This window comes from Psychrobacter sp. TB67 (genome assembly GCF_000511065.1).
Taxonomy (GTDB): Bacteria; Pseudomonadota; Gammaproteobacteria; order Pseudomonadales; family Moraxellaceae; genus Psychrobacter; species Psychrobacter okhotskensis.
Map to the genome: position 1 here is coordinate 1 of NZ_AYYA01000064.1, position 21,401 is coordinate 21,401.

The following is a 21,401-nucleotide window of genomic DNA, read 5'->3' on the forward strand; positions in this document are numbered from 1 at the left end:
TGGGTCACAGACAAGCTTAAAGAGAACTGGAGTCCCCAGCAAATAGCAGGTGTTCATGGTGGACTCAGTCATATGAGCATTTATCGCTATATATGGACAAACAAGCGTAAGGGCGGCAGGTTATGGCAGTGTCTCAGACGTAAAGCCAAGCCTTATCGGCAGCGTTTAACTGCTGAGACTCGTGGTCGTATTAATGACAGAGTCTCTATCCATGAGCGCCCCTCCATCGTTGATGCGCGCACGCGGATTGGCGACTGGGAGGCGGATACCATTATCGGTCAGCATCACAAGCAAGCGATTGTCACGCTCGTTGAACGTAAAACAGGGCTGCTGAAGATGAAACGTGTGGATAATAAAACGGCACAGCAAGTATCAGAGGCAATGATAGAGCTCTTAAAGCCAGTGAGGTTGCAGGTTAAGACCATTACCTCTGACAATGGTAAAGAGTTTGCTCAGCATAAAAAGGTGAAACAAAAGCTCTTTAGCTCTTTCTTCTTTGCCGATGCTTATGCGTCATGGCAGCGAGGAACCAACGAAAATACCAACGGCTTGATCAGAGAGTATCTGCCTAAAGGCTGTGACTTTAGACAAGTCTCTGATGATGAGATGCAGGACATTGAGAACAAACTAAATAACAGACCAAGAAAACGCTTAGGGTTTAAAACGCCTATGCAGGCGTTCTATAATATTAATTAGCGTTGCACTTGGTGTGTTAATCTAAGCAGTATAATCGCTCTTACTGTATAGAATACTGTAATTAATACAGTATGCAATGGTTATTTATGGGTGGGAATGGGTACGTATGAGGCATTAAAAAACCCCGAAAGCCTTATGATTGGGGCGATACGGGGTTATATGGGTATATTATATGGTGCGCCCACCAAGACTCGAACTCGGATCGATCGCTTAGGAGGCAACTGCTCTATCCTGTTGAGCTATAGGCGCATTATGGAGGGACATTGTAGAAAAAAGTAGGCATAAAAGCAATAAACAAAAGATAAATAGAAGCACTTTATCCTTACTCGCCATTACTAAGTGCATCAGCGACATCTTCTCCATTGTCGCCTAATGGTTTTTTGGCTTGTGAGGTAGGCCTAAATAAATCGTCAACACTGTTTTTATAACCTTCGATATTGTAATAATCATATTTTTTTAATATGTCTTGCCCCGTACTTGAGAGCAAAAAGTTACGAAAATTAATCGCCACAGTATTATGCGTCAGGATAACACCATCAAGCGCATGCTCATCTTTCAAGGCATAGCTAAAAGAACTCAGACGACGCGCTTCGGCATTGTCTGATGTATTTGTAGCAATGTCTGCTTCGCTAAACAGATCACTTACATTCAGGCTAGCATCACTATCTTGATTGGCATTATCAGTATCAATATTGCTCTGATTGCGCTTGTCTTGAGCATCTTTAAGCTTGGTTTGTAAGGGTAGTAGGCGCTCGCTTGGTAAGATATTATCAGCAATAATTATGTCGGCATGAGTGACAACAGGCGCACTCTCATTGCCATTATGATTGTTATTTGGCAAAGTTAATAGTGCTGTAGAATTGACATAATTTGTGAAAACTTGCACATGAGGATAGCGGGATTCGAAACTTGTGATTACATGGTCTAATGGTATTTGTAGACTGTCTTGTATTTGCAAATACAAGGTACGATCAGCGCTAGTATCGGCATCCTCATCAGTGGCTTCTGCTATCGTCTCACTCTCGCTTGCCAAAATAGGCAGTGGATCCATGTTTTTACGGTTGCTACTCCACAACCAAGTAAAAACGGCGATGAGTATCATCAGCAGTAGCAAAAGCAGGCCAGCCAATAGCAGTTTATAGTCTTTCATAGATTATCGTTCTTATTTTGGTGTATTTGATTTAGGCTTAAATGACCTATAGCACATAACTTTTCGGCTAACATTGCTGCTAAAAACTAAGCTATTTATACAATACTTCCTCGACCAAATCCGCTAGCATTTCAGCGAAAACATCCGTTTTTTCTGTTGCTTGAATGCTATCGTTTTGCTTACTTACTTTTTTAGATTCTTGAGTTTGCGTACTGCTGTTCTGCTCAGCGCTATTATCATTATTGGCTGAGGTTGATGTACTGTCTTGCGGCGCAATAGATCTGGTTTCGCTATTTGTAGTCGTGCTTGTCGTAGTATGCGCGGCTAATGGGGATTCACCTATTGTTAATTGGTCTTTTAACCAGTCAAAACCGTGGCTCTCCCACCATGCTTCGAAGCGTGGTAGTGTAATGCCGCGTACTGCCATAGGCAAGTTTAGTGTTCGCAGCTTTTGTGCCAACACTGGATCTTGGATAGCTTGATGACGACTTAGATACAAGGCATCGGGGGAACCTTGATAAGGTTGCCTACGCTGCCACGATAGCTCATCAATTTTCATACGAGGCAATTGCCATAATTCCCCTCGATAGTAGACTACATAGACACGTCGTTCAAGGTGGATAAAGAGGGCATCGATAGGGCGCAGGGGCATAAGATTAAGTTGTCTCGTCGTTAAGAAGCTCATTTAAAAAATCAGCGACATCCGTTGTCGCAGGCTATGTCATCCTTGGTTTATAAACTGGTAAACCACTGGGAACAATGGCACACTAATCGGGTGATGCGATTGGTGGTTATATCAGCTATTAATTATAACTACTTTCAATTGATTTACTATGATTATGCTAGCAGAAATATTACTCAGTAACGACTGCCAAACATGGATTGATGAGTATCGTTTGTGGCATTGTTATTGTACTCAAAGCTTTTATCATTAACGTTGGTGCGCTATTTTAACCCTGTGTTATCTATTAACCCCCTTATTCTTTTATCACTTCAATCAGATTGCCCTTCTATGTTTAAAATAATTCAGTCACACCGTACCGAAAACCTTGTCAATCAACTGCTTGTGCAATATCAGTCTAAGGATCAGCCTGTTTTTGAGCCTTTTATTGTCATTGTACCTTCAATGGTATTGGGCGATTGGTTGGACAAAACCATTGCTAGCCGTGCTGGAATTAGCACGTTGGTGCGTACTAAGTTTTGGGGTCAGTATCAGTGGACACTCATGCAGGATGTGTTAACCCGTCATAATACGTATTTATTGGCTCAAAATCCTGAAGCGGCAACCTTGAATGTACCAGAAGTGGCGGTGCTGTCGCCCACAGTGATGCAATGGCGCTTGTTTGGGTATTTAACCTATTACCAAGAGGTGATTGTTGCCGATGAAAAGCATCCGGTTAACCCATTATTAGCGTCTTTGATTGATGAGCCGCATGAAGGTGCTCAACAAGGTAATTTAGGACAAGACAATTTAAAACAGAACATGACAAAAGACAAGGCGCAACAAGACGCCCGTATTTGGCAGCTGGCAAGTGATTTGGCAAGAGTGTTTAACCGCTACTTAACCCATCGTGAGGATTGGTTGGCGCTATGGTCATATAACAAACCTCTGAATGTGGATGAATTAATAGCGGATAAAGATGCATTGTCACTACGCTTTGATAAATATGCGCGTGGCACGCCTGAATGGTTGGTTGAGCATTATGTCGAGTTGGAAGCTGCCCAGCGCTTCTTATGGTCGCACTTATTTGCTGATGTTCATCTACATCGGGTGGCACTCGAAGAGGTATTCTGGTCGGCTTTAAAGGATAACAAGGCCAACGAGCGCGCTCAATTGCCTAAAGTATTGCGTATTTTTACCATTCAGCAGCTGCCACAGACTGAGCTTGACTTTTTGCAGCGCTTATCGAAGTACATGAATATCACGCTATTGCATTACAATCCATCAAAGCTGTTTTGGGCCGATATCGTCGATAAATCTTGGTTACAGCGTCAACAAATCATCAATCCTGAAAGTGTGTTTTTACGGGATTATGGTCACAGTTTACTGTCGCGTTTGGGCAAGCAGTCGCGCGATACCTTTGCCATGCTTGCTAATTTGTCGGGCAATGAGCAGTACCAAGAAGAAATAGTAGAGTGGCAAGATAGCTTCGATGTTGGCGATATTAGCGATGATGGTTTAGATAATGATTGGAATGATGAGTTTGGGACTAGTGTTGATGACAGAGCCTATGAGGAGGCTAACAGTTCTCAAGCTACGCAAAATAGTCCAAGCTTATTAAGACGTTTGCAAAATGACGTTTTAATGCTTGATGAGCAATCGACCCAACAAGCAACGGCCGCTACAGTCTCGCAAGCAGTGAGTCAGCAAATAGCGCCGAGCCTTGATGGAGATAAACAAGAGACGGCTTGGTATGACGATGAGGCGTTGGAGAATAAGCGTTTTGAGAAGGATCGTTTTTGGGCAATCTCTTCGCAAGATAATAGCCTAAGCATTCATTCGTGCCATAGTTTGCAGCGCCAGCTTGAAGTGTTGCGTATCATGATTGGGCGCTGGTTAAATGAATCTGTCAAAGCGGGTGAGAAAAAACGCCATATCTCTGACATTGTGGTGTTACTACCCGATGTTGAGCGTCATCATGCGCTGATTGGCTCTATCTTTGTCAATGGTAAAGGTCAGGATGGTTTGACTTTGCCCGCCAAGGTAACTGGGGTTGTTGATGCCGATATTCGGCAGCTATGGGACGCGATTATTGGTTTTTATAAATTATTAGGCAGCCATAGTGCCCGTTTTGAAGCGGCTGAAGTCTTAGATTGGTTGATGCTGCCACCTTTGTTTGAAAGTTTTGGGCTGACTCATGAACAAATGAGCCGTGGCTGTGATTTGCTGGTAGAGGCAGGCTTTATCCGCGGGTTTGATGAGCGGCATCTTAAGCAAACTTTGGATAGCAATGATTACGACTACCGCTTTAGCTTTGCGCAAGCGTTAGACAGATTAACATTAGGCTTAGTGATGCCAGAGGCTGAGTTGAGCGATTGTTTATACCCTTTAAATGAAGATGAATGGCCAAGTACTGCATTACCAGAAATGACCTTGCCATTGCCGCAAGTGAGCCTAAATGATGCGTTGATCGTTGAAGCGCTTTGCCGCATTTATACTGGCTTGGTCGCACGACGCAATGACCATACACAAAAAATGAAAGCGGAAGATTGGCTCGATCAGATTGAGAGACAAGTGATACATCGCTACTTTGGTGATGTGGATCAAACGCGTACCATGCGTGCCATCTACAACGCAATGAACGGCTTTAAATCTAGCTTGCGAGCCAATCGTCACTATAGACAGTACGCCAGTAGCGATAGCGACAATAGAGAAGTAGAGCAAAAGCTGGCAGGTGTGGAGCAGTTGCCACTAAAGCTGAGCTTTATGCTAGACAGTATTGAAAACGAGCTTGAAAGCCAGCAGGTCAGTGCGGAGCCGACTGGGGTGATTACCTTTGGTCGGTTTGGTGCGCTAAGAAACGTGCCTTTTGAGTTGGTGGTGATGCTCAATATGGATCTCTCTGAGTTTCCTGCGCGTGATCGTGATAACCGCTATGATTTGATGAAAGCGACCAATTCACGTCGCGGTGACAGAGTCAGCGAAGACGATGACAATGGTGCATTTTTAGATGCGCTGCTGTGTGCGCGTAGTGCTTGCTGGATGTTTTACAACGGTCAAAGTCTGACGGACACTCATGAGCACCTGCCAGCCAACCCAGTGAGCGAATTGCTACAGTTCTTGCAAGGTGAAGTACAGTGGCAGGTGAACTCGCTTGAAGACTTAGCAACATTATCAGAGAGTATTGATCCTACCACCGAGACTCTCAAGCGCTATTTGCCTAAATTGATTAAGCAGTGGCTAGTGACTGAGCATCCTGCACTGCCTTTTCATGAGAGTCTGTTTGAAACAGAAATTGAAGGCAATGATATTTTTGAGCAAGCGTCTATTGATATTGATGGCAATAACAATGCCAACGTCAATGCTCAGGATTCCAGCCCTGTCGATATGATGGATGAGCTGGATACTTTATTAAATAAAGCCATGCGCAAAACCAAACTGGCGCAAAAAAAGCAGTTTCCGCCTGCGCCGCTTTGGCAGGCAGTGTTTCATACTTTAAAAGGGCGAGTATCTAGTGAGCATGCGCAACTGGTGAGCTTACCCACAAAATCACAATATGAGTCAATCGCTAAGATGCTTGGTCAAGGCTTGGGTCAGTTAGGTCGAGTAGACAATCAAACCTTGTCTGCATTGGATGAAATGCTAGCGCTAGATACAGTTGTTGATGCTAGCGATGTCGGTAGCATGATAGATGCGCTTACCCAAGCGGTATCTGATAGCATATTTAATATTGGAGAGATAGACGTTGAAGGAGTATTGGCGTACCAAGTGCGCCATCCTGCCAAAGCGTTTTTGCGTACTCAAAAGGTGCATGTGGTGCAAGGTGAAGAAGCGCTGTCGCAGCAAGAGCCGCTATTTTTAGACAGCTTGACGACCTATCAAATTAAAGCGCATTTGATTAAACAGTTGGTTACTGATGAGACTATTGCCAATACGACTGATGACAGCGAAACTCAAACCTTAATGTACCAAAAAATCATGCCAGCTGGTGTGGCTCGTCAAACCACGCTACCCAATCAACAACAAAAGCTGCAACAGCAATGTCTAGAGTTCAAAGAGCAGTTAATGGCTAATGGCTTTGATGAGAGTAGTATTATTAACGAAGGTGGAGCAGATAGCGCTACATTATTACAGCTACTGACACCAATCACCGAACACCCTGTTCAGATAGAGTTGGCAAAACTGTTGAATAGCACCAATAGCGAATCAAGCAACCAGACAGATATAGAGGGTATGGAAACACTGCTCAAGCTGTTGCCGAAGATTATTAAGATAAAAGGCTCGGTGCCAATATTAGCATCAGTATCATTACCACCATCATCAGTGCCGCCAGATGCGCATGCCCGCCACACACATCTGCAGGCAGGTAAGACCTATGCTGAGCAATCACCCAAGCAATGGTTAAATATACTGCCCAACTCTGCTAGCCCTAGGCATTTACTCAAATTTTGGTTATCGCACTTGTATTGGCAGGTGGCCAGACGTACCACTGCTGAGCAAGTGGCTCTAAATGATGGTGTGAGTATTTGGCGCTTTAATAAGCCTAGCTCGCAAGTCAAAAAATATGACAAAATAATCGCCTTTAAACTAAGTCCCATTGTTTATGAAAACGCTGTGATAGAGCTGATGAAATGGGCGATTTTTGGCAAGCTAGTCGGTCAAGTACCCATTACGTTATTGCCAGAATATGCACTCAATTACCTTGATAAGTACTTAAAGTCTGAAGAAAGTGAAGGCAGTAGTTATTGGCCAAAACGTGCAGATTTCTCAGACTGGCTAAGACCTAACTATAATGTAGACACGGTATACGATACGTGCTCGCAGCATGCCATTTGGCAATATGTACTGCGTGATCAAGACGCGTTCAAAGCATTATCGGCAGCGTTGACTACCTTGGCGCGACCATTATATGAGCCAATGTTTGATGCGTTGATTGACTTGGATGGCTAATTAGAGCGTGTCTTCAATTCATTCTAGTTATTTAGAATAATCAATTGCTGCTCTCTTGCTCTAATAAATAATAATTAAAAGTATGCGCCCATATGACAGACTTTACCGACCCAACCAGTATCAGTGACCTTTCTACACAGTCTACGCAACCATATTTATTCGATGAGTACTCGGATGAGCTGCCTCACGCCAATCCTATATCTGATCAAAAAGCGGATGTAATACCAGCAGTTGATGTTGCTCTAACAGGCAAGCATTTAATTGAAGCCTCAGCTGGTACTGGCAAAACGTGGACATTGACTGGTATCGTGCTGCGTCTGCTGATTGAAGCGCGGCGTGCGCCAGAGCAAATCATCGCCACGACCTTTACTCGCGCTGCCGCAGCTGAAATGCGTCAGCGTATTCATGACCGTTTGGTAGATTTCTATCAATTATTGCAGTGGGTTAATAGCCTAAGTGCTGATACTAATAATAAAGAGAGTTTATACCCGAACATATTACAAGTCATGCCTGAGAGTGATAAGGATAGACAAGCAGATAACTCAAGTGCTGCCTCAAACGCTGAGGCAGAGAAAACTGACCAGCTAAATCAAGACCTTGCTACTGATAAGCAAGCTACCGCTGATAAACGTAAACAAGCAAAAAAATATCGTGAAGATTGGCTAGTCAATCAGGCAAAATATGCGCGCTTAGATGGCATCATGAAAGATCCTATTAACCTGCATTTAATTGGTTATTTATTGGATCATGTCTACAGCTATCCAATGACAGAAGCTATTAGGCGTACCGCGCTGGTGCTAACGACGTTGGATAAGCTATTCGTAGGTACGCTCGATAGCTTGGCGCAAAAATGGCTGACGGAATATAGTAGCGAGACGGGTCATCAGCAAGGCATGGGTATTATTGAAGACAGCAGTATTGAGCAGGTGACTGACAGTATCATTCATGATGAGCTGCGTCAGTTCCAAAGCAGGTTGTATCACGAGGAGCCAAAGCTGTATGCATTGATGGATCAGCAAGGCAAATTGACTGCCGTTAGTGATCATAAGAAGTATGTGACTCGCTCGCTTAACTTTATTTCAGCACCTATTGATGAGATAAGACATGAGAAAAGCTTTGACTTTGTTGCATATGAAAAGCTAATCAAGGAGTTTTCTCAGCTAGATTTAGCAGATATCCAGCCTTATTTAAATCCTGATTATAGAAAAGCTCAAGGGTTTAATGGGCGTTCTAACTTAACCAACCAATTTGATGCCCTTATTGAGGTGCATCAAAAGATAATAGAACATCAGCTGGCATTTACCAATTATTTAAATGAACGTGAAAACAAGATTCTTACCGCATTGCAGGATTCCAGATATCCTAATGAAGACGGCAAGATTAAGAATTTTAATAAAAATAAAGAAAAAGAGCATCAGACCCTATTTGAGCTAGAGACCATTAGTAAGTTAATGGCTCTCTTAGATATGGTTGACGGCTTAAATCAGCATATTTTATTGGTATTAGCCAATCTTAACCGTCATATCGTGCTGGCGGTACGTGACAGACTGCCCGTTATATTAGAAGAGCGCGGCGAGACCACCTTTAATCTGCAAATGGTACGCTTAAATCAAGCATTAACTGGTCGGCAAGGAGAGAAGCTGGCACGTTATATTCGTCACCACTATCCTGTGGCATTGATTGATGAATCGCAAGATATCAATGGCGAGCAAGCCATTATGATTGAAAGTATTTATTTGCCAAAAAACAAACGTAAACAATCTAGCACTAAAAAATCCAGTCAGGAGTTTTTGCTATTGGTTGGTGACCCCAAGCAGGCCATTTATGGGTTTCGTGGTGGCGATGTGGCCAACTATAACTATATGAAAGCTCAGTTTGATAAAAGTGCCCTATGGACACTCGATATCAATCGTCGTTCAAATGCTGATGTGATTAACGCATTGAACTGCTGGTTCGGCATGGCTGATGCAACCACTGGTGAGAATAAATTAGCTCAATTAGGCACAGGTATTTATTACCAGCACATCAAAGCTGAAAAAATGGACAATCAGCTGTCTTGGTTTAATGAGTCAGATAAGCTGGACAACGTGTTGGTCACAGAGGTGCTCTCTGCTCAGTCAGTGAGCTTATTGTACTTACCTTATGACAAAGATAAAGAGCTTGAGTACGATGAGCATGAAATCACTGCGCGCCATATAGCCACTTTGCTTAACAGTGGTCAGACATTAAAAGGCAAACCGATTCAGCCGAGCGATATCGGCGTGCTGGCACGTGCCAAAAAAGATTTAAAACGGGTGGAAGACGAGCTAGTAAAGCTCAATGTGCCGACCTTGACCACCAGTGATGTCAGCATCTTTGAGACGATTATGGCAGAAGATGTGGCAGCACTACTAAGCGCCATGTTATATCCCTATCGTCATGATATGATTAATCGAGTATTGACCAGTCATCTGTATGGTCTGAGTATTAAAAATATCAAAGCCATGATGACGGATCATGAGTCAGGAATAGTCGAGGGCAGCAATACCGCGCTAAGCTCCGATTCAAATAGCTTTAATTCTAAAAATACAGCAGCTACTGATAATAAAAAAAGCTATCAAGACTTTATTACTTATCTAAAGGAAGGGGCGCAGCGTTGGCAGCACTTTGGCATACTATCGGCACTACATTACTTGTTAGATAAGAATCCAATGCAGCCGCAAGGCGTTTGGCAAGCGTTGGCTGCTCATCCAGAAGGCGATCGTCATATCATGGATTTGCGTCATGTGATGGATATTATGGCGCAGTATGGTATTGGCATGGGTGAGCATGAGCTATTGGCATGGTTTAGACAACACATAGATGCAGCGCCCAGTAGTGATTGGGCCAAGCAATATCCGCTACCGACAGAATCTGGTGTGCAGCTGATGACCATTCATAAGTCAAAAGGGCTCGAGTTCCCCATTGTCTATGTGCTAGGCATGGGCGATGCCAGTAGGAAGTCAGGCAATAAGGAAGACTATGGGCTGTATCTGTATAACGCACAGCAAGCGCCTTCAGCGTTAGTGCAGCAGTCGATAGATAATCAAGCAATGGGAAATCAGCGCCGTTTCTCTCCTGTACAGGGTTCTGCTACTGTCGAGGATTACTATACCAATATCGAGACGCAAGAAGGTTTTGATGAGATACGGCGGCTTGGCTATGTGGCATTTACTCGGGCCAGTGAGCAGCTTTATGTCGTGCTACGAGATCCTAGTAATAAAACAGGGTTTGACTTAAAGCCAGTGTTTTATTGGTTTGACTCCGAAGAGCCAAAGTTTGAATTGCCTGATAGACTCAAAGGTATCATAGGTATGCTCAGAGGGCATGAAGTTAATGAGTTCTATAACAATAACCGTGCTACCGCTAAAGCAGGCGCATTAACGGAAAATGAATCGCCTAATTTGATTAGACCTAAAACAGAGCCTATTAAGTATGATGATTTTTCAGAAGTTATGAAAACCAACTATTTTTATGGGTGGGCCAAGACCAGCTTTACCGCTTTGGCGCGTCAGCTAGATGAATCAACACAGACAATGGCGGTGATGGATGAGCGTATTGATGATGCGATAGACATCGATATGCCAGAAGCTTCAATTTCGGCTGTACCATCACTGCATAATAACGACTCTCTTGAACAAGCCGGTGAGCTAAATCTCAAGTCAGAAGATGATATCCGTTTTACTTTTGTCAAAGGCGCTAATGCCGGTACATTTTTGCATGAGATATTTGAAAAAATTGATTTCAACAATAAAGCGCAGTGGTCTCAAGTTATCGATAGAGCCATCAGTAGTTATCAGCTGCCGCTGGTGTATAGCAGTGCTGAAACCCAAAGCCGTCGATTGCAAGCAAAGACGCAAGAGCAAGGTAATGACGTTAATACTGATTCATTTAATCTTAACTCAGTAGACGCTAGCAAACATGAGGCGTTGATGGACTGGATTGAAGAGGTCTTAGATGCGCCATTATTGGCCTCCAAGCAACCTTTGCGCTCTATTGATGCAGGTCAACGATTTGCTGAATTAGAGTTTAATATGGGGCTATCAGAGAACTTTAAGGCACAAGATATTACTAGACTCTTTCAGCAGTATTTGCCTGATGAGACCGACAAACATGTCACGCTGGTTGCGCAAAACAAAGCGTATTTGTATCGTTATCTACGCGGTGAAATTGACTTGGTGTATGAGCATGCTGGCATGTATTACGTCGTCGATTACAAGAGTAATTTTTTAGGAAATAGCCTAAGTGATTATGATGAAAACACGCTCAAGCAAGCAATGTCCAAGGCGGGATATTGGTTACAAGCAGCGATTTACCAAGTGGCTTTGCATCGATTCCTAGCTATGCGAATCAGTAATTATGCAGGCAATGAAGATAAATACTTGGGTGCTGTTGAATATGTCTTTTTACGCGGCGTATATGATCCGAACGTTAAAGCCGCCTCGAATGAGTCACAAAATGCTAATAAGTCGGACGGTAGCGAATTAAAGATTAACAGCTCCTATGGATTAGTCACTTGGGATATACCCATCGATTTTATTAAAGCACTAGATACGTTGTTTGGCAGACCAGATTGACAGATTTTGAGTAATGATTGACTGCATGAACATTGTTATACCTTTTAACCAAATCTAAAAAGAGACAAGCATACGATGAGCAATAATCTATGAATAATAATAAGAGCAGGGCGGATATAAGCTTACAAGAGAGCTGGGCTAGTAACCTCAGTAATTATATTTTGCTACGCCGTCAGCAGACGCAGGTAGCCTATAACACAATCGATGATAATTCTGATACTGATGATGGTAGCGCCAAAATAGACAAAACTGAAGACAGTGGGTTATTTAGCGCCTTATTCGTTATGTTGGCGACTCATTTGGAAGAAGGGCATACCGTTTTAACCATTGAATCGGCTGCGAATGAAACACCGCGACAAGGTCATATCAATGGCGAGTTAGTGACGCTACATGTGTGGCAGCAGCAATTGTTAGAGGTGTTAGCAATGCCAATCCTTGCGCTAATCGATACTCAAGTAGACAGCCAATCAGAAGATGATGCTACACCTGAGACGTCGCTATTTGTCTTGTTAGAAACTCTGTTTAACAAGCAATCTCAACTATGGGCACAGCTAACACTCAGTAATCATGAAAAAGAGGTGTTAGATAAACGCTTTGATATGGTGACTACGCTATATCAGTTGTTGAAAAATAGCGACTTTGAATCTTTCGTTCAGTCACTTCATAAGCATACGTTATTCGCCGATGTTGACACCAATACTCAGTGTAACACTAATAAAAATAGCCTAAGCAAAAGTAATCAACCTATTATTTATCGGCTTATTAATAACCAAGAGGCTGATGAGCAAAATACCTCCATCACTTTTTGGTTGCATCGAGCTTGGCAAGCCGAGTTCAACTTAGCAAAAAATATCAATAACATTCTGAATCAGCAAGTCAGCCCTTTACAAATAGCAATACCTGAAAACCTTCATGAGCACCAAGTGAAGGCGATTAATGTCGCTAATAACAACGCCTTTAGTATTATTACAGGTGGTCCCGGCACAGGTAAAACCTATACCGTTGCTCAGTTAGTCATCGCGCTGCAACAGGCCGCAGAGAGTAGGGATGGTGAACATAAAAGTATTAGATTCAGCACTGATAGCGCCAGTCTAGCGTTAGCCGCGCCAACGGGTAAGGCAGCACAGCGCATGCAAGAGTCGCTGCAGGCGGCGTTAGACACAGCTGGTGTTGAGCTACAGTTGCAAGAAGCAAAAACGATACATCGCTTGTTAGGTATTGGTCGGACGGGTAGACCGCGTTACGATGCCCATAACCCGCTTGGCGAAGATATTATAATCGTTGATGAGGCATCAATGCTTGGGGTGGAGCTAGCGAATTATCTTGTCAGTGCGGTAAAGCCTGGTGCAAGGTTGATATTATTAGGCGATGCGAACCAGTTAGCAGCGGTCGATGCAGGCGCTGTATTGGCGGATTTATGCCGTATTCCACTATTGCAATCCATTCATGCAGAGCTGACAGAGAGCCGTCGATTTACGGCAGACTCGGGGATTGGCAAGCTTGCTTATCAAATTAATAAAACAGAGACAGATACCCAAGTTATTTGGCAGTTATTAAATCAAGATAACGCGCTAAGTTTTCAGTATGTTAATAACGTAAACACCCTACAAACAGAAGTGCTTCAAAACAGCAAGACAAAAAATAGCCTAAGCAATAATAAAATTATCTCAGAACTAAATTTGAATTACCAAACATACCAGAACAAAGTAAGAACTCTGTTAGAAAGTCCGATCGAAAAATCCATGCCAGAAACCGTTAAAAACACCATTGCTTCATTAATGAAAATATTCAACCAATTTAGAATATTAACTGCTGGTCATAATGGTGAGTGGGGCGATCACTACATTAATAATATTCTCACTCAATGGCATCTTGCTGAGCTCAAGTTACCACTGGGTCAAAACACATGGTTCCATGGTCGTCCTGTTATGGTGCTGCAAAATAACTATGAGCTTGGATTGTTTAATGGTGATATTGGTTTTTGCTTGCAGACAGGCGATGAAAGAAGTCGATTAGAGGTTTTCTTTGAAAATAAAACGCAGGGGATTGCGGTCAATTTGTTAAATGAAGAAGTGATTGCCACAGCTTATGCGATGACCATTCATAAATCACAAGGCTCTGAGTTTGATCATGTGGCTATTACTTTTGACAATAGTCATGCAAGATTGCTGAGTAAAGAACTTATCTATACGGCAGTGACCCGTGCTAAAGAAAAGGTAACCATTTATAGTACCAAACACGCTTTTGAGAAAGCCGTTCAAACACCCACTGAGCGCCATACAGGTTTGGCATTACAGTTTTAGTTGCCTCGTATAGATAATCAAAATATACTAAAAACGCTATGGTATTGCTGATATCAATTTTTTGTCGCCTCTGTCTGCGCAGGCACAGCAAGCAAAAAAAATAGATATCAGCAGTGCGTGATGGTTCGATATTACTTTTCACTGACTATATTTAACAAACAGTATAGTTAGGCATTAAAAAAGCATCCAAATCGGATGCTTTTTTAAAATTCAAATACGAAGATTTAGACTTTGTCTTCTTTAATGGCGTAGATACCCGGTAGATGACGCAGGTAACCATGAAAATCCATACCACAACCGTAGACATAACGGTCCGCGACATCAATACCAACAAAATCAACGTCAAAACCTTCTACTTTGCGATCATGTTGTTTATTAAGTAGTACGCAAGACTCGATAGAGAGAGGCTTTTCTTTACTCAATTCTTCAACCACTGCTTTTAGAGTAATACCTTCGTCAAAAATATCATCGATCAACAAGACGTGCTCGCCCTCGATGCTGACATCAGGCTTAAACTTCCAATCAAGCTCGTTGGTCCCTTCATTATCACGATAGCGCGAAGCGTGGATATAGTGCATACGATGATAAAAAGTCAGGTGAGTGAGTAGTTGACCGGCTGGGATAAGACCACCGTTCATAACCACCATCACGATTGGATTTAGACCAGCATAGTGTAGGTTGAGTTGGGCGGCAAGACGCTCATAAGCAGCGGCTACTTCGATACTGCTGATAAGGCACTCTGAGTTGCGCAGGGTTTTTTCGATTTCTTGATTACTAATTTGGGTCATGAGTTGCGCCTTCGATAAAAGTGCCGCCTATTTTAGCAAATTTTAGCAAATTTGCCCAACACTACCGCCTTAATAAAAACATAATAGTTTCTAATGTAGCCGTTATTCAGGCTTTTTTACGATGAATGGGCGATAATAGTCAGCCAAACGGTTTAATGAGGTATCAGGTAGGTCTGGCAATAGCTTGTTCAATGCCATACTCATGCCTTTGTCGATGGCGGCTTTAGCAACTGGCACGGACTTACGTTTAATCATGCCAAGCTTTAGCGTTTCTGCGTAGCGGCTGACAAAATGAGTCAACGTCTCTTCGTTGACCGTTTCAAGCGCAGTCTTAAAGGTCGGTCTATCAACGTGTTCAGGTGTAATGGCGGCAAAACCCTCAGTAATGGTTTTTGCATCGGCATCCGATAATTTAAAGCCAATACGCTTCACGCCTTCATTATCAATAAAGGTGGCCCGATCTCTTAAAAAATGAAAACTGGGCAATACCTCTTCATTGTTTTCTTTACCCAATAAAATATTGAGTAGGGTGTCTGCTGCACGCTCAATGGTTCCAACGATTTTACGCATGGATGCTTGACGCTCAGGGTTTGGAATAATATCTACCAAGCCAACCAATAAGTTATCAATCAAGTCTCGGGCGGTTTGATGGCTTAGGGCATCGCGATAAGGGTAATAATCTACCTTTGCATCAGTAGCGATAACTTGTTCTGCCTCTTCGATCAGCGCTTTGAGTTTAGGTGAAGGTACGAATCCAAAATAGTGTGTCATTATAACTCCTTTATTTGTTGTTTTTAACGTCTTACCAACGTTACATCCCTTGTCAAATCAGTTACTATTTAAACCTCATGCTAAGCAAAGATTCATCACACTATATGTTGACTAGTGGCGTGTTCTAACTTTACAATGCAAGGTTTTTTTTAGCTAGGGTGTGTCCTCATTCTAAAAATGGTAATAAAAATGAGGACACACCCTAGTAATGATCTGACGGGAGTGCTGTTATTTCCCTAATAACGGGTGATCTGAGTCACTCACCGCCCACTAATCTAGCATATTTTTTATACTTTGCTTTAAAAAGCTTGAACTCATAAGGCTATCTACTACTTGTCTAGGGAGAGATAAGATGAATAGTGCTATTGTACTGTTAGTTGGTGTCGCCGCAATGCTCTGCGGTTATGTATTTTATTCGAAGTTTATCGCCACCAAGATTTTGGCATTGGACAACAGTCGTCCCACGCCAGCGCATACGATGAAGGATGGGGTAGATTATATTCCCACCAACAAGTATGTATTATGGGGACATCATTTTACATCGGTGGCAGGGGCTGCTCCAATCATTGGTCCTGCGATTGCGGTTATTTGGGGCTGGGTACCGGCCATTATTTGGGTGGTTTTGGGTACTATTTTTATGGCAGGCGTACATGATATGTCGGCCATTTGGGCCAGTATGCGCAATAGAGGTCAATCGATTGGCTCTATTGCCGGTACCGTCATGGGTACACGTGTACGTAGCTTGATGATGGTCGTTATCTTTTTATTATTATTGATGGTGAATGCTGTATTTGGCGTCGCTATTGCTAATATGATGATCAAAACGCCCTCTGCCGTATTACCGGTTTGGGGCGCGTTGATAGTGGCCTTTATCATCGGGCAGTGTATTTATCGCTACAAGATGAATTTGGTTTGGGTCTCCATCATTGGGGTCAGTGCTTTATACGGGCTGATCTATCTTGGTCCTATGTTCCCCATTGTATTACCTGAGACTTTTTTAGGTCTGCCTGATAATGCGCTATGGATTATTATTTTATTTGCTTATGCAGCCATCGCTTCTTTATTGCCGGTATGGATGCTGCTACAACCACGTGATTATATTAATGGTTTGCAGTTATTTGTCGGTTTGATTTTATTGTACGCCGCGATTTTTATTGCGACCCCCAACATTGTCGCGCCAGCCATAAACACGGCGCTACCAGTTGGCACACCTTCCTTGATGCCATTATTGTTTGTCACGATTGCCTGTGGCGCCATCTCAGGCTTCCATGGATTGGTAGCTACGGGAACTACCTCAAAACAGATTGATAAAGAAGAGGATGTGCGCTTCGTTGGTTACTTCGGTGCATTTGGTGAGGGCATGCTTGCCCTAGGAGCCATTCTCGCAGCCACAGCAGGTTTTGCGACTCTAGGAGATTGGGAAGCGGTTTATCAAAAATTTGGCGACGGTTCTATCGGTGCCTTTATTGATGGTGGCGCGACCATCTTAAATGCCGGTGTGGGCATTGACATGGTGCTATCTCAGACCATGCTGACTGTCATGGCAGCCTTGTTCGCAGGGACGACTATGGATACTGGGGTGCGCTTACAACGTTATATTTTCCAAGAATTTGGTGAATTTTATAACATCCCCGTTCTTAATAAGAGCGTAGTAGCTACGTTGCTCGCTGTCGGAAGCTGTCTACTGTTGGCATTTGGCGCGGGTGGTATCGACGGTGCTGGCGGTATGATTATTTGGCCATTGTTTGGGACAACAAACCAACTTATGGCGGCTTTAACCCTCATGATCGTTACTGTCATTTTATTACGTAAAGGTAAGCCAGTTTGGTACACCTTGGCGCCATTGTCATTCTTGTTAGTGATGACGGTTTTTGCCTTATTGATTCAGCTCAAAACCTTTTACGTTGATGGTAATTGGCTGCTTATCATTATGGACATCATCATTCTAGTCGCAACGATTTTAGTGACGTTTGAGAGTCTATCGGTATTGCGTAAAGAGTGGACCTTGCATAAAGGTAAAAGCAATATTGAAAAGTAATATCTAGATATAACGTCTAATCACTATTGGAATAGATATACAAAAAAACGCTAGCAGCAACTGCTGGCGTTTTTTGTATGAAATAGGCATGATAGATATAGTTAAAATATCCTAAAATGGCGACGTTATGGCTGATATCAGCAGTGCGTGAGGTATCAATATCGATATGGCTTTTCACTGACTATAATAAGAAAGACTCACAATACGAGTAATCATTTAAGAAAACGCTGAAAAACAAAAATATAGTAAATGGGATGATAATGACGACAGATAATATAGAGAATACTCAACCATGGTGGCAGCGGTTCGTGGCAGGGCTGAATGAGTTTTATCATGCGCCTTATCGCCAGACGATGGCGCGTGCGGCACGTGATGAAGAAGATTTCTTTATGCTGCTGATGTTCGCTGAGAGCTTAGGCATTGATAATCCTGCCAGCTTTTATACGTTAGAGCTACAGCCATTATTTTTAGAAAACTTCCATGAGTGGCATACCCGCATGGGTATGGATAGATGTCCCTTTGACCACGTTGGTTGCTGCTAGTCATAGCCGTTTTTTAGTTATATCTATTTAGATTAAAGATTCTATTGATTAACAATTAACAATTAATAATTGAGACATGAGTATGGCTTTACACCCTCTACACGGATTAGTAGAACAACTGGCGACGCAACCGATTATATTCGTCGGTGGCAAGGGCGGTGTGGGCAAAACCACGACGGCCGCTGCACTTGCCAGCTATTATGCTGGCCAACAACAAAAAACATTGATTGTCTCAACCGATCCAGCGCATAGCTTGGGTGATGTGTTAAAGGTACGGCTCAATAATGAAAAAACTGCCATCACGCCGTATCTGGACGCCATTGAGCTAAATCCTGATGTCATCGTCGATGCGCATTTTGCTCAAGTTGAGCGCACGATTACCGCCTATGCCAATCCAGACATGATGCCCAAAATTCGTGAGCATCTCAGGCTATCAAAATCTGCCCCTGGTGCCCAAGAAGCCGCTATGCTCGAATCGATGTGCCAGTATTTGGTCGCGGCAGCAGATGCTAATTATGAGCATATTATTTTTGATACCGCTCCAACTGGACATACTTTGCGATTGCTGGTACTACCAGAGATGATGGGCGCGTGGACAGATGGATTACTGTCACAGCAACGGCGACAGGCGAAACTGCGCTCGGTAGCGACACATTTGGATAGGCACAATCAAAAAGACAGAACTCAGAAAAAAGATAATAATCAGCAAAATAATGTGGCAAATCCGTTTGCAGAAAAGAAGTCTGACCGCTGGGAGCAAGCAGTATCCGTGCTGGAGAAACGTAAAGAGCTGTTTCGTCAGGCGGGAGCACTGCTGCATGACCGTCAGCAGACTGCTATTGTATTGGTCATGACCGCCGATGTATTACCATTGGCTGAGACCAAACGTGCTATCGAACAGTTAGAAGACAGCAAACTCACGCCAGCAGCGATAGTCATCAATCAGCTCATAGCACCGGCCCAGTCTGATGAGTTTTGGCGCCATCGTGCTGAGCGCCAGCAGCAGCTGATGTATGATATCGACAAGAGCTTTACTAGTTATCCGCTTTATCCCATTTATCTGCAGCAGACTGACGTGCGTGGTAATGAGGCATTAAGTGCATTGTTGCAGCCATTGTCGTAAATGCAACTTTGAAAAACCAAATACATGTTTTATTCAAGCAGAGTTGTCTAACTACTCACGCCTATGTGATTGCAACTTCCCAGAAAGTGACCATGCCATATCGAGTCGCAAACTTTGGGCAAGCTCTGCTTTACCACTACTGAGCGATGACCATTGTGGTTTGCCTCGTGCTTTTTTAAGCTCGCTTGGTAGTTTGTTGGTTGACCATGGCGTCACAGCGTTGTCTACTTCACTGTTATTTTCAGCTGATGGGGCGCTGCCGTCATTCTCACCTTTGTATAATAGTTGCGTGGCATCAGTCGCAGCGTGACCGCGATGGCGTAGGGCAGTGAGTAAGTCTATCGCACGAGTGGCGAGCAAGGTTAAGGTAGCAGGGTCAATGTATAAGCGTTTTACCCCAGTAATCCGGTCAGCAATGCTACTGGTATTCGATAATAACCCACCTGCGATACCGCCTATTGCCGCACCCAAACCCAACGTCGTGCCCAATGCGGCCGCATCAATGCCCAATCCTAATAACGCGCCAGCTGCCGCGCCCGATGTCGTACGAATCCCATAGCTTTTTAGCAATTCAGGGTCAAACGGATCTTGCTGATAGGCTTGTAACTCAAGCGGCGTTGCTGCCACCGCATTATCATAAAATTTATATAAATTAAGCAAATTATGCTGCATCGCGCGCTCACTTTGCCGAACGGCTTCTTGCATCTGCTGCAATACTGGCATCGGGTCATCATCATCACTAATCTCACGCACAAAAGCGGCAACATTCAATAAAAAATCCGCGATGATAATATCGGCCTCATCGTATAGCTGTGCCCAGTCTTCTGTGCGTCTCTGCATGAGCTGTTCTAGCATTTCTGAATGGGTAAGCATGGTCGCAAGATTTTGCCATAAATGCATTTCATCTTCGAACTCAAAAGCGACCGAATCAAAACGGGTAGAGATATGCAGATTGCGTCTTGCCAGCATGGTCTGCCATTCATCAATATTGGCATTTTGGCTATCAGTGAAATTAAACACTGGCATAACAGGTATCGCTGCCCACGATAAAATGGTCAACTCATCCTTGTATTTACCCAATACTGGCTCACGCGCATCGACGACATAAACCGCCATATCACTTGCCAGCAATTGGCGGATAACTTTGGCTTCTTGGCTATAGTCCTCATTGCTACTTAACGCATCACCACCTTGAGCGATATCAGCTGCCAAAAATTGCTGTAGACGTTCAATACCATCGCGACGACTGGCGGTATTGTCCTCCAACCAATCCATCAATCCCGATGCGTCCTCTAAACCTGGTGTATCATATAACGCCACCAGTACTTCGCCGGTCTGACTATCGGTCAGTTGGGCGCGTTCGACATGGCGTGTCGTCGCGGCTTCGTTTTTGACTTCACCAAAATACACGTCACGTAATAAGGTACGCAAAATAGAGGTCTTACCCGTATTGGTATGACCGACCACCGCCAATTTTAATGGCTCACCGCTGGCTATCGTGGTTTTCTTACTCTCGCGAGTTGTCGAATCTTCAGCCTCATCCATAGTATTAGAATTGGTATCGACAGAAGTGGCGACGTCGGTTGTATCGCTAGCACTGAATTTATTAATGTTAATAGGCTGGGTAAGTGCTGTCTTTGAATTTTCTACGTTGATAGGCTCATCTTTTAAGGCCTTGTCGGCAAAGAGACCGATAGGCTCATTCTTCGTTTTATTATTATCCATCATCTGATCCCGTATTATATTTATCGAAGTCTGGCAAGAATTTGAAAAAGTTATTACCA

At 43.3% G+C, this 21,401-nt stretch carries 12 protein-coding genes and 1 tRNA gene; 7 read left to right on the plus strand and 6 right to left on the minus strand.

Annotated features, from left to right (window positions below):
* Positions 1-696 (plus strand): IS30 family transposase (locus tag W293_RS16415; protein ID WP_037025835.1); only part of this gene is annotated, 696 nt, incomplete at its 5' end.
* A gap of 173 nt (positions 697-869) precedes the next feature.
* Here W293_RS16415 and W293_RS0112120 read toward each other — a convergent pair.
* From W293_RS0112120 to W293_RS0112130, 3 genes are all read right to left on the minus strand, one after another.
* Positions 870-945, minus strand: a tRNA-Arg gene (locus W293_RS0112120).
* A gap of 73 nt (positions 946-1,018) precedes the next feature.
* A complete protein-coding gene (locus tag W293_RS0112125) occupies positions 1,019-1,846 on the minus strand; it encodes a hypothetical protein (RefSeq protein WP_025652685.1) in 828 nt (275 codons plus the stop codon).
* A gap of 91 nt (positions 1,847-1,937) precedes the next feature.
* Complete coding sequence (locus W293_RS0112130) at positions 1,938-2,498, minus strand: hypothetical protein (protein ID WP_025652686.1); 561 nt, start codon at positions 2,496-2,498, stop codon at positions 1,938-1,940.
* Between the two features lie 360 nt (positions 2,499-2,858).
* Between W293_RS0112130 and W293_RS0112135 the strand changes: the two genes are divergently transcribed.
* The 3 genes from W293_RS0112135 (at position 2,859) to recD (ending at position 14,355) form a co-directional block, all read left to right on the plus strand.
* On the plus strand, positions 2,859-7,457 hold the full coding sequence (locus W293_RS0112135) for an exodeoxyribonuclease V subunit gamma (RefSeq protein ID WP_025652687.1): 4,599 nt from the start codon (positions 2,859-2,861) through the stop codon (positions 7,455-7,457).
* A 92-nt stretch (positions 7,458-7,549) separates the two neighbouring features.
* Positions 7,550-12,052, plus strand: coding sequence for a UvrD-helicase domain-containing protein (locus W293_RS0112140; RefSeq protein WP_025652689.1), 4,503 nt, complete (start codon positions 7,550-7,552; stop codon positions 12,050-12,052).
* A gap of 89 nt (positions 12,053-12,141) precedes the next feature.
* Positions 12,142-14,355, plus strand: a complete 2,214-nt coding sequence (recD, locus tag W293_RS0112145; protein ID WP_025652690.1) for an exodeoxyribonuclease V subunit alpha — start codon at positions 12,142-12,144, stop codon at positions 14,353-14,355.
* Between the two features lie 224 nt (positions 14,356-14,579).
* Here the strand turns inward: recD and W293_RS0112150 are convergent, their stop codons facing one another.
* Both W293_RS0112150 and W293_RS0112155 read right to left on the minus strand, forming a co-directional pair.
* On the minus strand, positions 14,580-15,143 hold the full coding sequence (locus W293_RS0112150; RefSeq protein ID WP_025652691.1) for a hypoxanthine-guanine phosphoribosyltransferase: 564 nt from the start codon (positions 15,141-15,143) through the stop codon (positions 14,580-14,582).
* 102 nt (positions 15,144-15,245) lie between these two features.
* Positions 15,246-15,914 (minus strand): hypothetical protein, encoded by a 669-nt coding sequence (locus W293_RS0112155; RefSeq protein ID WP_025652693.1) that lies wholly within the window; start codon positions 15,912-15,914, stop codon positions 15,246-15,248.
* A 352-nt stretch (positions 15,915-16,266) separates the two neighbouring features.
* On the opposite strand from W293_RS0112155, the gene W293_RS0112160 reads away from it, so the two are divergent.
* The 3 genes from W293_RS0112160 to W293_RS0112175 all read left to right on the plus strand — a co-directional run bounded on the left by W293_RS0112160 (position 16,267) and on the right by W293_RS0112175 (position 19,617).
* The gene (locus W293_RS0112160) at positions 16,267-17,952 is read left to right on the plus strand and encodes a carbon starvation protein A (RefSeq protein ID WP_025652694.1); all 1,686 of its coding nucleotides are present in this window, start codon (positions 16,267-16,269) and stop codon (positions 17,950-17,952) included.
* A gap of 260 nt (positions 17,953-18,212) precedes the next feature.
* On the plus strand, positions 18,213-18,494 hold the full coding sequence (locus W293_RS0112170) for a cory-CC-star protein (protein ID WP_051395134.1): 282 nt from the start codon (positions 18,213-18,215) through the stop codon (positions 18,492-18,494).
* A gap of 82 nt (positions 18,495-18,576) precedes the next feature.
* Positions 18,577-19,617, plus strand: coding sequence for an ArsA family ATPase (locus W293_RS0112175; RefSeq protein WP_025652696.1), 1,041 nt, complete (start codon positions 18,577-18,579; stop codon positions 19,615-19,617).
* A 51-nt stretch (positions 19,618-19,668) separates the two neighbouring features.
* Here W293_RS0112175 and W293_RS0112180 read toward each other — a convergent pair whose 3' ends face one another.
* The gene (locus tag W293_RS0112180) at positions 19,669-21,342 is read right to left on the minus strand and encodes a DUF3482 domain-containing protein (RefSeq protein WP_025652697.1); all 1,674 of its coding nucleotides are present in this window, start codon (positions 21,340-21,342) and stop codon (positions 19,669-19,671) included.
* Between the last annotated feature and the right edge of the window lie 59 nt (positions 21,343-21,401).